At 66.7% G+C, this 14,357-nt stretch carries 14 protein-coding genes; 13 read left to right on the forward strand and 1 reads right to left on the reverse strand.

Annotation, left to right across the window (positions count from 1 at the left end):
* Positions 1–147 precede the first annotated feature (147 nt).
* The 13 genes from pyrH to lpxB all read left to right on the forward strand — a co-directional run bounded on the left by pyrH (position 148) and on the right by lpxB (position 12,701).
* Positions 148–903: a UMP kinase gene (gene pyrH, locus OCH7691_RS11255; protein WP_085883651.1), complete on the forward strand. Its 756-nt coding sequence runs from the start codon at positions 148–150 to the stop codon at positions 901–903.
* Positions 896–1,453, forward strand: a complete 558-nt coding sequence (gene frr / locus OCH7691_RS11260) for a ribosome recycling factor (RefSeq protein ID WP_085883652.1) — start codon at positions 896–898, stop codon at positions 1,451–1,453. The genes pyrH and frr overlap by 8 nt, the downstream gene beginning before the upstream one ends.
* A 4-nt stretch (positions 1,454–1,457) precedes the next feature.
* A complete protein-coding gene (locus OCH7691_RS11265; RefSeq protein WP_085883653.1) occupies positions 1,458–2,192 on the forward strand; it encodes an isoprenyl transferase in 735 nt (244 codons plus the stop codon).
* The gene (locus OCH7691_RS11270) at positions 2,146–3,000 is read left to right on the forward strand and encodes a phosphatidate cytidylyltransferase (protein WP_217807933.1); all 855 of its coding nucleotides are present in this window, start codon (positions 2,146–2,148) and stop codon (positions 2,998–3,000) included. The genes OCH7691_RS11265 and OCH7691_RS11270 overlap by 47 nt, the downstream gene beginning before the upstream one ends.
* Positions 2,994–4,214, forward strand: a complete 1,221-nt coding sequence (locus OCH7691_RS11275) for a 1-deoxy-D-xylulose-5-phosphate reductoisomerase (RefSeq protein WP_370853116.1) — start codon at positions 2,994–2,996, stop codon at positions 4,212–4,214. The genes OCH7691_RS11270 and OCH7691_RS11275 overlap by 7 nt, the downstream gene beginning before the upstream one ends.
* A 28-nt stretch (positions 4,215–4,242) precedes the next feature.
* Positions 4,243–5,376, forward strand: a complete 1,134-nt coding sequence (gene rseP, locus OCH7691_RS11280; RefSeq protein WP_085883655.1) for an RIP metalloprotease RseP — start codon at positions 4,243–4,245, stop codon at positions 5,374–5,376.
* 125 nt (positions 5,377–5,501) lie between these two features.
* Positions 5,502–7,742 carry an outer membrane protein assembly factor BamA gene (bamA, locus tag OCH7691_RS11285; RefSeq protein ID WP_217807935.1) on the forward strand — a complete coding sequence of 747 codons (2,241 nt, stop codon included), beginning with the start codon at positions 5,502–5,504 and terminating at the stop codon, positions 7,740–7,742.
* Position 7,743: 1 nt separating this feature from the next.
* Positions 7,744–8,304, forward strand: coding sequence for an OmpH/Skp family outer membrane protein (locus OCH7691_RS11290; RefSeq protein ID WP_176245019.1), 561 nt, complete (start codon positions 7,744–7,746; stop codon positions 8,302–8,304).
* A complete protein-coding gene (lpxD, locus tag OCH7691_RS11295; RefSeq protein ID WP_085883657.1) occupies positions 8,305–9,330 on the forward strand; it encodes a UDP-3-O-(3-hydroxymyristoyl)glucosamine N-acyltransferase in 1,026 nt (341 codons plus the stop codon).
* On the forward strand, positions 9,327–9,797 hold the full coding sequence (gene fabZ / locus OCH7691_RS11300) for a 3-hydroxyacyl-ACP dehydratase FabZ (protein ID WP_085883658.1): 471 nt from the start codon (positions 9,327–9,329) through the stop codon (positions 9,795–9,797). Before lpxD ends, fabZ begins: the two co-directional genes overlap by 4 nt.
* Positions 9,798–9,907: 110 nt before the next feature.
* Positions 9,908–10,708 (forward strand): acyl-ACP--UDP-N-acetylglucosamine O-acyltransferase, encoded by an 801-nt coding sequence (gene lpxA, locus OCH7691_RS11305; protein ID WP_085883659.1) that lies wholly within the window; start codon positions 9,908–9,910, stop codon positions 10,706–10,708.
* Positions 10,698–11,525, forward strand: coding sequence for an LpxI family protein (locus OCH7691_RS11310; RefSeq protein ID WP_085883660.1), 828 nt, complete (start codon positions 10,698–10,700; stop codon positions 11,523–11,525). Before lpxA ends, OCH7691_RS11310 begins: the two co-directional genes overlap by 11 nt.
* Positions 11,526–11,528: 3 nt before the next feature.
* Complete coding sequence (lpxB, locus tag OCH7691_RS11315) at positions 11,529–12,701, forward strand: lipid-A-disaccharide synthase (protein ID WP_085883661.1); 1,173 nt, start codon at positions 11,529–11,531, stop codon at positions 12,699–12,701.
* Between the two features lie 224 nt (positions 12,702–12,925).
* On the opposite strand, the gene gltA is transcribed toward lpxB, so the two are convergent.
* The gene (gene gltA / locus OCH7691_RS11320) at positions 12,926–14,227 is read right to left on the reverse strand and encodes a citrate synthase (RefSeq protein ID WP_085883662.1); all 1,302 of its coding nucleotides are present in this window, start codon (positions 14,225–14,227) and stop codon (positions 12,926–12,928) included.
* Between the last annotated feature and the right edge of the window lie 130 nt (positions 14,228–14,357).

Below are 14,357 nucleotides of genomic sequence, written 5' to 3' on the forward strand. Positions count from 1 at the left end.
CGCCAACGGTGCCGCCGTCTTTGTTTGCAGAGCCGTCGCGCCCGCGACAATATCCCTTACGCAGCCTATCGTGTATGGTGCCGGCGCGCCGGGGCCGCCGTGCGGGACCCGCGCCCAGATCCCACGTCCCGAACAAGCGAGTTCGCCATGTCCGCCGATCCGAAATACAAACGCGTCCTCCTGAAATGCTCCGGCGAGGCGCTGATGGCCGACGGCACGACCGGTATCGACAATGACACCGTCGAACGGATCGCCGCCGAGATCGCCTCCGTTTCCCGCCTCGACGTCGAGGTCTGCGTCGTCATCGGCGGCGGCAATATCTTTCGCGGGGTTTCCGCCAGCACGCATGGCATGGCGCGCGCAAGCGCCGACTACATGGGCATGCTGGCGACGGTGATGAACGCGCTCGCCTTGCAGAACGCGATCGAGCGGCTCGGCATCGAGACACGGGTCCTCTCGGCGATCCCGATGGCCAGCGTCTGCGAGCCCTATATCCGCCGCCGGGCAATGCGCCATCTGGAAAAGAAGCGGGTCGTGATCTTCGCTGCCGGTACCGGCAACCCGTTCTTTACGACCGACACGGCGGCCGCGCTCCGGGCGGCGGAAATGGGCTGCGACGTTCTGCTCAAGGGCACCCAGGTCGACGGTGTCTACAGCGACGACCCGCTCCGCAATCCGGATGCGATCCGCTACGAACGGCTCGACTACATGGACGTGCTGTCGCAGGATCTGAAGGTCATGGATGCCTCGGCGATCTCGCTGGCTCGCGAGAACAACATTCCGATCCTGGTATTCTCGATCCAGAAGCCCGGCGCATTCTCCGACGTTTTGACGGGCGTGGGGCGCTGTACGATTATCGAACAACGGAAAGAAGAAAAGACCGGAGTGCTCGCCAATGGCTGAACCCGATATCGACGACCTCAAGCGCCGCATGGACGGCGCGCTGGAGGCGCTGCGTCACGAATTCGCCGGTCTGCGGACGGGCCGGGCCCATGCCAGCCTGCTCGACCAGATCGTCGTCACCGCCTATGGCAGCGAGATGCCGCTGAGCCAGGTCGGCACCGTCAATGTGCCGGAATCGCGCATGCTCACGGTGCAGGTCTGGGACAAGTCCAATGTCAGCGCGGCCGAAAAGGCCATACGGTCGTCCAGCCTCGGCCTCAATCCCTCGGTAGACGGACAGCTGATCCGCATTCCGATCCCGGACCTGACCCAGGAACGGCGCCAGGAACTGACCAAGGTCGCCGGGCAGTATTCGGAGCAGGCACGGATCGCCGTCCGGAATGTCCGCCGGCACGGCATGGACGAGTTGAAGAAGCTCGAGAAGGACGGCGAGATCTCGCAGGACGACCACAAGATCTGGGCCGAGGAAATCCAGGACTTGACCGACAAGGCGATCAAGAGCATCGACGACGCGCTCGAGCACAAGCAGCAGGAAATCATGCAGGTCTGATCGGATGAGTGCCCCGCCGAAGACCGAAGACAGGATGAGCCTGCCGCGCCACGTTGCCATCATCATGGACGGCAACGGGCGCTGGGCGAAGGCGCGCGGACTGCCGCGGACCGCGGGCCACAAGCGTGGCGCCGACGCGGTGCGCAATGTCGTGGTCGGCGCGCGCGAGATCGGGATCGACTATCTCACGCTCTATGCCTTCTCGTCGGAGAACTGGAAACGGCCGGCCTCCGAGGTCGACGACCTGATGGGCCTGCTCAGGCTCTATCTCAGCAAGGAACTCGCCGAGCTTCACGAGAACGGGGTTCGCGTCCGCGTCATCGGCGAACGCGACCGGCTGGCGCCCGATATCGTCAAGATGATTGCCCACGCGGAGGAGCTGACGGCCGGCAACCGTGGCCTGACGCTGGCCATCGCGCTGAACTATGGCGGCCAGAACGAGATCGTCGGCGCCTGCCGGTCGATCGCCGCCAGGGTGGGCGAGGGCGCGCTTGCGCCCGAGGCGATCACCCCGGAACTGTTCGCCGGGCATCTGCAGACCGCCGGCATGCCCGATCCGGACATGCTGATCCGGACCAGCGGCGAACGGCGGCTCTCGAATTTCCTGCTCTGGCAATGCGCCTACGCGGAATTCTTCTTCGTCGACACCCTATGGCCCGATTTCGGCAAACAGCAGCTCGAGGAAGCGGTCCATGAATTCAGCCGCAGAGAACGCCGCTATGGCGCCTCCAGCGCCTGATCGCAGGGCGCCCTCGGCGCTCCTGCAACGGATCCTGTCGGCCGCCGTCCTGGCGCCGCTGGCGATCGCCTGCCTGTGGTACGGCGGCACCGCCTTCGCGGTCCTCGCCGGCGTCGCCGCGCTCTGCATGATATTCGAGTGGGAAACCGTGAGCTTCGGGCGCTTCGGCGCCCGCGCGGCACTGGCCGGTGCCGGGATCGCGGTTGCCGTCATCCTTGCCGCGCTCGGCCGGATCGAGTTCGCCTTCGTTGCCGTGATCGCCACGGCCGGCGCCTCGCTGATGTTCGCCCTGCTGACCCGGGCGGCACCCGCCTGGGCGCTTGCCGGTCCGCTCTACGTCGGCCTGCCGACTGTCGCACTGATCGCGCTCCGGGCCGAGGCCGGCAACGGCTTCGGCTGGACCCTCTGGCTGTTCATCGCGATCTGGGGTACCGATATCGGCGCCTATGTCGCCGGACGGTCGATCGGCGGCCCGAAGATCGCCCCCAGGATCAGCCCTTCGAAGACCTGGGCCGGCCTGATCGGCGGCATGGCGACGGCGGCCGGCGCCAGCCTGCTGCTCGCCGCCTACAGCGGATACCTGCCGCTGTCACTCGGCGGGGCGGCCCTTGCCGGGGCCCTTGTCGCCATCGTCGGGCAGGTCGGAGACTTTGCCGAATCGGCCTGGAAGCGGCATTTCAAGGTGAAGGATTCGAGCCGCCTGATCCCCGGTCACGGCGGGGTCCTGGACCGCGTCGACGGCCTCGTCGCGACCGTCCCGCTCGCTCTTTGCATCGCCTATCTGGCGGGCAGGACCGGCGCATTGTGATTGCCCCCGCAAGCAGCAGCGCGCTTACCGCCGACCTCGCGCCGACATCGGTGGCGGCCCCGAGACGGGTCAGCATCCTGGGCTCGACCGGTTCGGTCGGCTGCAACACGGTCGAACTGATAGAACGCCAGCCCGAGGCCTTCATCGTCGATTCGCTGACCGCCAACCGCAACGCCGCGCTCCTGGCGGAGCAGGCGAGGCGGCTCGGCGCGCGGCGCGCGGTGGTCGCGGATGAAAGCGCCTACCTGGCCCTCAAGGACGCGCTGTCCGGGACCGGTATCGAGGCCGCGGCGGGCCCTGCCGCGCTGGTCGAGGCGGCGGCTTCGCCGGTCGACTGGATGATGGCCGCGATCGTCGGCGCCGCCGGTCTCGAGCCGACCCTGGCGGCGGTGCGGCAGGGCGCGATCGTCGCCTTCGCCAACAAGGAATGCCTGGTCTGCGCCGGCGAGCTGATGCTGCGCGAGGTGCGGGCAAGCGGCGCCACCCTGCTGCCGGTCGATTCCGAGCATAACGCGATCTTCCAGGTCTTCGATTCAACCCGTCCCGCGAGCGTCGAGCGCATCATCCTGACCGCTTCGGGCGGGCCGTTCCGCACTCTCAGCCGCAAGGAGATGGCGGGGGTGACGCGCGAACAGGCGCTTGCCCACCCGAACTGGTCGATGGGGATGAAGATCTCGATCGATTCCGCGACCATGATGAACAAGGGTCTGGAACTGATCGAGGCCTACCACCTGTTCCCGGTGACGGAAGCGCAGATCGACATCCTGATCCATCCGCAGTCGGTGGTTCACTCGCTGGTTGCCTACATCGACGGCTCGGTGCTTGCCCAGCTCGGGACGCCCGACATGCGGACTCCGATCGCCTATGCCCTCGGCTGGCCCGAGCGGCTGGCCGCGCCGGCCCCGCGGCTCGACCTCGCCGCACTCGGGCAACTGACCTTCGAGGCGCCGGATTCCGAGCGTTTCCCGGCCCTGCGCCTGGCCCGCGAGGCCTTGAAAAGCGGCGGTACGACACCAACTATCCTCAATGCCGCGAACGAGGTGGCGGTACAGGGATTTCTCGACGGGCGGATCGGTTTCCTCGACATCGCGCATCTCGCCGAAGAGACCCTGTCGCGACTTGCGCCGGCCCCGCTCGACAATCTCGAAGATCTGCTTGCCGCTGACGACGCGGCGCGCCGCGAGGCCGAACGCGCACTGACGTCACTCAGATAACGCCCCCGATGCCGTTGATGGAGCTGGCATGGACATTCTCGCCGGAATCTGGAATTACGCCGCGCCGTTCCTCGTCGTGCTCACGGTTCTCGTGTTCGTGCACGAACTCGGCCATTACCTCGTTGCCCGCTGGTGCGGGGTTCGCGTCGAGGTCTTCTCGATCGGCTTCGGCAGCGAGTTGTTCGGCTGGAACGACAAGGCCGGAACGCGCTGGAAGATCAGCTGGATACCGTTCGGCGGCTATGTGAAATTCTTCGGTGACGCCGACGCGGCAAGCACGCCCGGCGCCGAAACCGGGTCCATGTCGGCAGAGGAGCGGGCGGAAAGCTTCCACCACAAGCCGCTGCATCAGCGCGCCGCGGTGGTCGTCGCCGGCCCGGCGGCGAACTTCCTGTTCGCTATCGTTGTGCTCGCCGGCATGTTCTCGATTTACGGCCAGCCCTACACGCCGCCGGTTGTCGCCGGGGTCGTCCCCGGAAGTGCCGCCGACGCCGCCGGATTCCAGCCGGGCGACCGGGTGCTGGAGGTCAACGGCTCGGAGGTCCAGCGTTTCGAGCAGCTCCGCCAGGTCGTCATGGTCGGCCTCGAGGCGCCACTCGACATGCTGGTGTCGCGGAACGGTGCGAGCCTCCATCTCGAGGCCCGGCCGCAGATTGTCGAGATCGACGACGGTTCCGGCAACATGCAGAGGATCGGCCGCCTCGGCATCCAGTCCGGCGAGCCCGAGTTCGCCCGTCACGATCCGCTGACCGCGATCTGGCAGGCCGTCAAGGAAACCGGCTTCGTCACCACCGCCACGCTCCAGGGCGTCGGCCAGATGATCTCCGGCGCGCGCGACGCGTCGGAGCTGTCAGGGCCGGTCGGCATCGTCCGCATGTCCGGCCAGGCCGCCGAATACGGCGTTCTCGCGCTCGTCAACTTCATGGTTTTCCTGTCGATTAGCCTCGGGCTCATCAACCTGTTTCCGATCCCCATGCTGGACGGCGGGCATCTTTTGTTTTATGCCATCGAGGCGATCAGAGGGAAGCCATTGGGCGAGCGCTCAATGGAATACGGTTTTCGCATCGGCCTCTTCATGGTGTTGTCGCTGATGGCTTTCGCCACATGGCAGGATGTCGCGAAGCTCAGTGTCGGCACGTTCCTGTCCGGACTGTTCTCCTGATTGCACAAAGACAACGGCGATCGTGGCGTTCACGTCGCGGTTGCAGGGATCGATCGGACTTGCCGGTGGGCGGGGGTGCAGCGTTGCTTCGAGTTTGGCGGCTTCTCACGGCAGCGGCGTTGCTGATGGCCTACGCGGCTCTCTTCGCGATGCCCGCGAGCGCGCAGAGCAATGAGCGGGTCGAGGACATCGTCATCGAGGGTAACCAGCGCATCGAGGATGCGACGGTCCGTTCCTACATGTCGGTATCCGTCGGCGACCGCTACGATCCGGGCCGCGTCAACGCATCGCTGAAAGCGCTTTTCGACACCGGCCTGTTCGCCGACGTGACGATCCGCCGGGACGGCGGGGCGCTGATCGTGCGCGTGGTCGAGAATCCCATCATCAACCGGATCTCGTTCGAGGGAAACCGGCGGATCAGCGACGACGCGCTGCAGGCCGAAGTCCAGCTTCGCCCGCGCATCGTCTATACCCGGGCCCGGGTCCAGTCCGACGTCCAGCGCATCGCCCAGGTCTACCGCGCGAGCGGGCGCTTTGCCGCGACGGTCGAGCCCAAGGTCATCCAGCTGCCGCAGAACCGCATCGACCTCGTGTTCGAGATCAACGAGGGCGACGTCACCGGGATCAGCAAGATCCGTTTCGTCGGCAACAGGGCCTATTCCGACAGCCGGCTCAGCGAGGCGATCGCGACCCGTGAAACGCGCTGGTACCGGTTCCTGTCGAGCAGCGACAATTACGATCCGGACCGCCTGACCTTCGATCGCGAGCTGCTGCGGAAGTTCTACCTGTCGCGCGGCTATGCCGATTTCCGCGTCATTTCGGCGGTTGCCGAACTGACGCCGGACAAGAAGGACTTCTTCATCACCTTCACGATCGACGAGGGCAAGAAATATACCTTCGGCAAGATCGATATCGCGAGCACCCTGAAGGATCTCGATACGGAATCGCTGCGCGCCCTCCTGCTGACCGAGGAAGGCGACACCTATGACGCCGAGGCTATCGAGGACAGCATCCAGAAGCTGACCTTCGAGATCGGCCAGCTCGGCTACGCCTTCGTCGACATCCGCCCGAAGGTCGAGCGCGACCGCGAGAATCTGACCATCGGCCTGACCTACCAGATCGACGAAGGCCCGCGCGTCTATGTCGAGCGGATCAACATCACCGGCAACGTGCGGACCCTGGACCGGGTCATCCGGCGCGAGTTCCGCATGGTCGAGGGCGACGCCTTCAACACCGCCAAGCTGCGCCGCTCGCAGCAGCGGATCCGCGCCCTCGGCTTCTTCGAGAAGGCCGAGGTCACGCAGGAGCCCGGCTCGGCGCCCGACCGGACGATCATCAATGTCGACGTGCAGGAGCAGTCGACCGGCGAACTCAGCATCGGCGCCGGGTTCTCGACCTCGGAATCGGTCGTCGGCGACATCAGCATCCGCGAGCGCAACCTGCTCGGCCGCGGCCAGAACCTGAAGGTCGCGCTCGGCATCTCGACCAAGCGACAGCAGATCGACCTCGGCTTCACCGAGCCCTATTTCCTCGATCGCGAACTTGCCGCCGGCTTCGACCTGTTCAATATCCGCCGCGACCTGCAGGACCGGAGCGGGTTTGACCAGCGCTCCACCGGCCTGGTCCTCCGGGCCCGCTTCCCGATCCTCGAGCGGCTCGACATGTCGACCAACTACACGGTCCGCGAGGACGAGGTGACCGATGTCGACGACGATGCCTCGCGGCTTATCAAGTCCCAGGAGGGCACGCGCCTGACCTCGTCGGTCGGCTACGACCTGACCTACGACCAGCGCGACGATTCGATCGAGCCGCACAACGGCTATGTCCTGGTGTTCGGGCAGGAATTCGCCGGCATCGGCGGCGACATCCGCTATCTCAAGAATGACGGCCGTTTCGTCTATTACACGCCGCTCTTCACCGATGACCTGGTGCTCAGCCTCGGCGCCAACGTTGGCTACATCTTCGGCATCGGCGAGGACGTCGAACTGTTCAGCCGCTACTTCATCGGCGGCGAGACCTTCCGCGGCTTCAAGTCCGGCGGCATCGGCCCGCGCGACAAGCTGACCGGCGATTCCCTCGGCGGAAACATGTATTATGTCGGTACGGCGTCGATCCGCTTCCCGCTGCCCGTGCCGAACGAGTTCAACATCAAGGGACGCCTGTTCACCGATGTCGGCACGATCACCGATGTCGACGAAAGCGGGCCGGAAGTGTCCGACAGCTCGATGATCCGCGCCTCGGTCGGTGTCGGCTTCGACTGGGTGTCCCCGTTCGGCCCGATCCGCGTTGACCTCGCCTATCCGGTCGTGAAGAGTGATGAAGACAAAACGGAGATCTTCCGGTTCTCCTTTGGGACCAGGTTCTGACATGCTCACCCACATTGCCCGCACCCTCGTCGCCGGCCTTGCCCTCGTCACGATGGCAAGCACCGCGACGGCCGTCGAGAAGACCGACGATGCGATCATCGCGATCCTCGATTTCGATGCCGTGCTACGCGATTCGACGGCCGTGAACGGCGCCAAGGAGCAGATCAACGCCATGCGCGCCACGATCGAGGGCGAAATGGCGAAGCAGGAGGACGCGCTCCGCGCCGAGGAAGAGGAATTGCGCCGCCAGCAGGCGATCCTGGCGCCAGCCGCCTTCAACGAGAAGAAGACCGCCTTCCAGGCCAAGGTCAACGGCATCCGCCAGAAGCTGCAGGAACGCGTGCGGCGGCTCGACCAGCGGCGAGCGCAGATCCAGGTCCAGATCCGCAAGGAAGCGATCGCGATCCTCGACCAGTTGATGCCGGAAGTCGGCGCCAACATCGTGCTGCATCGTTCGCAGATCATCTATGCCACCACCGAGCTCGACATCACCCCGGTGGTGACGAAGCGCCTGAACGAGCGTTGGCCCAGCGTCAAGGTACCGCCGCTCGAAGAGAACTAGATGCCGGATCCGCGCTTCTTCCAGAGCTCGGGCCCGTTCCGTCTTGGCGAACTGGCCGGGATCGGCGGCGGGCGCCTGGCCGAGCCGGCGGATGAGGGGCTGCAGATCGGCAATATCGCCCCGCTGCAGGATGCCGGGCCCGGCGATCTCACCTTCTTCGACAACCGGAAATACCTCGATGCGTTCCGGGACACGGCTGCGGCCGCCTGCGTTGTCGCCGAGAAGGACGCCGCGCGGGCCCGGGCGGGCATGCCGCTGATCCTCAGCGAGACGCCCTACAAGACATTCGCGCTGATCGCCCAGGCCTTCTATCCCCGGCCGGCGATCGAGCCGGCGCGCCATGAGAGCGCCGTGATCGCGCCTTCCGCCGTCATCGGCGAGGATTGCCGGATCGACCCTTTCGCGGTGATCGAGGCCGGGGCGGAAATCGGCGCCGGCACGGCGATCGGCGCGGGCACGGTGATCGGGCGGCGCGTGGTGGTCGGACGCGACTGCCGGATCGGCGCCCATGTCTCGCTCTCGCACTGCCTGGTCGGCGACCGGGTCACCATCCATCCGGGCGCCCGGATCGGCCAGGACGGCTTCGGCTTCGCGCCGGATCCGGCCGGCCACGTCCGGGTCCCGCAGATCGGCCGCGTGGTGATCAGCGACGACGTGGAAATCGGCGCCAATTCGACCATAGACCGCGGCGCCGGCCCGGATACCGTCATCGGCGCCGGCACGTGGATTGATAATCTGGTCCAGATCGGGCACAACGTTCGCGTCGGGCGCGGCTGCATCCTGGTTGCCCAGAGCGGCGTTTCCGGCAGCACGGTACTCGGCGATTTCGTCGCTGCCGGCGGTCAGGTCGGCTTTGCCGGCCATCTGAAGATCGGCGCCGGTGCGCAGCTTGCGGCCAAGGCCGGGGTGATGAGCGACGTCCCGGCCGGCGAAACCTATTGCGGGGCACCGGCGCAGCCGATACGGGATTTCTTTCGTGAAGTGGCCGTCCTCAGGCGGCTGGCCAAAAAGGGAACGACAAAATGACTGGCGGAACGTCGCCTGAAACGGTCGGAAGCGTCGATATCCTGCGGGTCATGGAGATGATCCCGCATCGCTATCCGATGTTGCTGATCGATCGCGTGATCGAGATGATCCCGGATGTCAGCGCGGTCGGCATCAAGAATGTCACGATCAACGAGCCGCAGTTCCAGGGTCATTTCCCGAGCAATCCGGTGATGCCCGGGGTCATGATCATTGAATCGATGGCGCAGACCGCCGCGGTCCTCGTGGTCCATACGCTGGGCCCGGAATCGGAGGGCAAGCTGGTCTATTTCATGTCCGTCGACAAGGCGCGCTTCCGCCGCCCGGTCGTGCCCGGGGACGTCATGCATGTCCATGTCGACAAGGTACAGAGCCGTGGCAATGTCTGGCGCTTTCATGCCGAGGTCACGGTCGACGGGCAACGCGCCGCGGAAGCCGATTTTTCGGCGATGATTCTCGACCGCCGCTGATCCGCGGCCGCCGCACAGCCCAATCGTTTCATCCGGAACTACGCGCCAGGGCAACGGTGCGCAGCCGACCGGATCGCCGCCTTGCATTGCCTGCTTCCGTCTGCGAGCCCATGACGAACATTCATCCGACAGCCATTATTGAAGACGGAGCGACCATCGGGAACGATGTGGTGATCGGCCCGTGGTGCCACGTCGGGCCGGACGTCACCCTCGGGGACGGCACCCGTCTCGAGAGCCATGTCGCTGTCGCCGGACGGACCCGTATCGGCGCCAGCTGCAAGGTCTTTCCCTTTGCCTCGCTCGGGTATCCACCCCAGGACCTGAAGTATCGCGGCGAGCCGTCCCGGCTCGAGATCGGCGACAACAACGTCATCCGCGAGCATGTGACGATGAATCCGGGTACCGAGGGCGGCGGCATGGTGACCAGCACCGGCCGCGACTGCCTGTTCATGGTCGGCGCCCACGTCGCCCATGACTGCCGGCTCGGCAACGGCATCATCCTCGTCAACAACGCCACGCTGGGCGGCCATGTGTCGGTCGGTGACTACGCGATCATCGGCGGTCTCTCTGCCGTGCACCAGTTCGTGCGGGTCGGGGCCCATGCCATGATCGGCGGCATGACCGGCGTCGAGACCGACGTCATCCCGTTCGGCTCGGTCACCGGGAACCGCGCACGGCTGTCGGGCCTGAACCTGACGGGCATGAAGCGCCGCGGCTTCCCGCGCGAGGAGATGCATGCGCTCAGGAGCGCCTGTCGCATGCTGTTCGACGGCAAGGGCACGCTCAACGAGCGGATCGAGACGGTGGCCGGGGAGTTCGCCCAGTCGGCCGTCGTCGCGGACGTCGTGCGCTTTCTTCGCGGCGCGTCCGATCGCGGGGTCTGCCTGCCGGGCAATCCAGGTGACCTCTAGGCTCGCCATTCTGGCCGGTGGCGGCGACCTGCCGCTCCGGCTCGCCGCGGCGGCGGCGGCACAGCAGCGCGACGTGCTCACCCTGCCGATCGAGGGCGCGGCCGACTTGGCCCGCTATCGCCATCTCGACGCCAGCCCGGTCAACATCACACAGGTTGCCCGGTTGCTTGCCACCTTGCGGGACGGTCGCTGCGAGGAAATCGTCATGGCCGGGACCATCGACCGGCCGGACTTCTCGAAGCTCAAGCCCGACTGGCGCGGCCTGACATTGCTGCCGAAGGCGCTCGCGGCTGCCCGCAAGGGCGACGACGCGCTGCTCCGCATGCTGATCGACTTCCTCGAGGGCGAGGGCTTTCGCGTGCTCGGCCTCGAGACGGTAGCCGCCGAGCTGCTCGCGCCCGAGGGTGTTCTGGGCCGACGGTCGCCTGGCGAGGACGACCGCGCCGACATCGCCCGGGGCAGCGCCGTGCTTGACGCGCTGGGCAGCCTCGATATCGGCCAGGCGGTCGTCGTCCGCGCCGGGCGGGTGCTCGGGATCGAGGCGGCGGAAGGCACCGACGCGTTGCTTGCCCGGATCGCCGACCTGTTCGGCGCGGAGGCCGGCGGCGTCCTCGTCAAGCTGCCGAAGCGAGACCAGGAACGGCGCATCGACCTGCCCACGGTCGGGCCGCAGACGATCGCCGGGGCCGCCAGGGCAGGGCTATCCGGAATCGCCGTCGCGGCCGGGGCCAGCGTCATCGTCGACCGGGCGCACACGGTCGAGGCCGCCGACGTCGCCGGCCTCTTCCTGATCGGTATCGGCGACGGCCAGGGCTGAGCGATGGGCCGTCCGCTCCGTCTCATGCTGGTCGCGGGCGAACATTCGGGCGATGCGCTCGGTGCCGCGCTGATGGCGGCGATCGCCCGCCGGAGCGACCGGGCGGTCGAGTTCTCCGGGCTCGGCGGCCCCCAGATGATCGCCGCCGGGCTCGACAGCCTGGCGCCGATGGACGATCTCGCGGTCATGGGCTTCGTCGACGTGTTCCCGAAGCTCGCGAAGATCCTTCGCCATCTCCGGACCCTCCGCCGCCATGCCGGAAGGCATCGCCCCGATGCCGTGGTGACGATCGACGCGCCTGCCTTCTGCAATCGTCTCGCCCGGCAGATCCGCCCGCTCGGGCTCACCCAGATCCACTATGTCGCGCCGTCTGTCTGGGCGTGGAAGCCGGAGCGGGCGCGCAAGATCGCCCGGACCTACGACCATCTGCTGACCCTGCTGCCGTTCGAGCCGCCGTGGTTCGAGCGGGAAGGGCTGGCGGCGAGCTTCATCGGTCATCCGGCTGTGGAATGGGGGATCGAGCAGGGTGACGGCCCGCGTTTCCGCGCCGCCCACGGGATCGCCCCCGACGCGCCGCTTCTGGCCCTGCTGCCGGGCAGCCGGGTGGCCGAGGTCTCCCGCCACCTGCCGGTCTTCCTGGAGACGGTGGCGGCCCTCCGGAGGGCCCGTCCGGGCCTGCGCGTGGTGATCCCGAGCCTTGGCCGAGCGGCGGAACGGGTCCGTGCGCTTTGTGCCGATCTGCCCGAGCAACCGGTGATCGTCAGCGGGGGCGCGGCCGAACGCTTTGATGCCTTCGCCGCCGCCGACGCGGCGCTTGCCGTGTCCGGGACAGTGGCGCTGGAACTCGCCTTCGCCGGGGTGCCTAGTGCCGTCGCTTACCGGACCGGTCCGGTGACGGCGGCAATCACCCGGCGGCTGATCACCGGCACGCGCTTCGCCAGCATCGTCAACATCCTGCTCGACCGGGAGGCTGTCCCGGAATTCCTCCAGGAGAACTGCACGGCGGCCCGGATCGCGCCGATGCTCGACCGGGCACTCGGCGACCCGGACGTTCGAACGGCCCAGCGCGAGGCCGGCGAGGCGGTTGCCCGCATGCTCGGCCGCGACGGCGAGGCGCCGAGCGCGCGCGCGGCGCGGATCGTCCTGGACCTGGCGGAAGGGGGAGCGGCCGGCTGACCCGGCCGTCGGGGGTCAGCGGACGATAAGCGCCGCGAGGCCGACGACGATCACGGTCGCCGCGAGCAGGAGCCCGAGGCGGTGCCGGCGAAGCCAAAGCCCCGCCGGCATGCCGTTGTCGTTCGCGGGCGGACGGAAGGCGGGCCGACGCCGGTCGACCCGTTGCACGGTGCTCCGTGCAATGCCGGTTCGAGCCTGGTGCCGACCGCCGCCACGCATGACGGTCAGCGCTTGTGCAGCGGCACGTAGGCGCGGCGCGGCGCCCCCGTGTAGAGCTGCCGCGGACGGCCGATCTTCTGCGACGGATCGCCGATCATCTCGTTCCACTGGGCGACCCAGCCGACCGTCCGGGCGAGCGCGAACAGCACGGTGAACATCGAGACCGGGAAGCCGAGCGCCTTGAGGATGATGCCGCTGTAGAAGTCGACGTTCGGGAACAGCTTCTTGTCGACGAAATAGGGATCCTCGAGCGCGATCCGCTCGAGTTCCATGGCCAGCTTCAGCATCGGCTCGTTCTTGACGCCAAGCTCGTCGAGAACCTCGTGACAGGTCTGCTGCATCACCTTGGCGCGCGGGTCGTAGTTCTTGTAGACCCGGTGGCCGAAGCCCATCAGGCGGAACGGATCGTTCTTGTCCTTGGCGCGGGCGAGGAACTCCGGAATCCGGTCGACCGTGCCGATCTCGTCCAGCATCTGCAGCACCGCCTCGTTGGCGCCACCATGCGCCGGACCCCACAGGCAGGCGATGCCGGCGGCGATGCAGGCGAACGGATTGGCGCCGGAAGAGCCGGCCAGGCGGACCGTCGAGGTCGACGCATTCTGCTCGTGATCCGCATGCAGGATGAAGATCCGGTCCATGGCGCGGGCGATCGTCGGGCTGATCTTGAAATCCTCGCACGGGACGCTGAACGTCATGTGCAGGAAGTTCTCGGCGTAGGAGAGATCGTTGCGCGGATACACGAAGGGCTGGCCGACAGTGTACTTGTAGGCCATCGCGGCGATCGTCGGCATCTTGGCGATCAGCCGGTAGCTGGCGACCATCCGCTGGTGCGGATCGGTGATGTCGGTGCTGTCGTGATAGAAGGCCGAGAGCGCGCCGACGACACCGACCATGACCGCCATCGGATGGGCGTCCCGGCGGAAGCCGCGGAACAGCTGGATGAGCTGCTCATGGACCATCGTGTGGTAGGTGATGTCGTGGAGGAACTTGTCCTTCTGGTCCTTGTCCGGCAGCTCGCCGTACAGCAGCAGGTAGCAGACTTCCATGAAGTCCGAATGCTCGGCCAGATCCTCGATCTTGTAGCCGCGATGCATCAGCAGGCCGGCATCGCCGTCGATGAAGGTGATTCCCGATTCGCAGGATGCGGTCGAGGTGAAGCCCGGATCGTAGGTGAACATCCCGGATTCGGCATAGAGCTTGCGGATGTCGACAACACTGGGCCCGGTCGTACCGCCCATGACGGGTAGCGATATCGTCTTGCCCTCGATGTTGACGTCGACTTTTTCAGATTTCTTTACATCGCTCATTCGCTACTCCCAGCATCGGTCCATCCGCTTGCTCCGGCCGGGGCCGGATCGCGGCACATGAATATCCCGACCCTTTCGGAACGCCGCCTGCGGCGATCCCGGGTCAGACACTTACAGTCAACACGGCTCC

Origin of the sequence: Oceanibacterium hippocampi (assembly GCF_900172325.1) — a bacterium.
Classification (GTDB): Bacteria; Pseudomonadota; Alphaproteobacteria; order Sneathiellales; family Sneathiellaceae; genus Oceanibacterium; species Oceanibacterium hippocampi.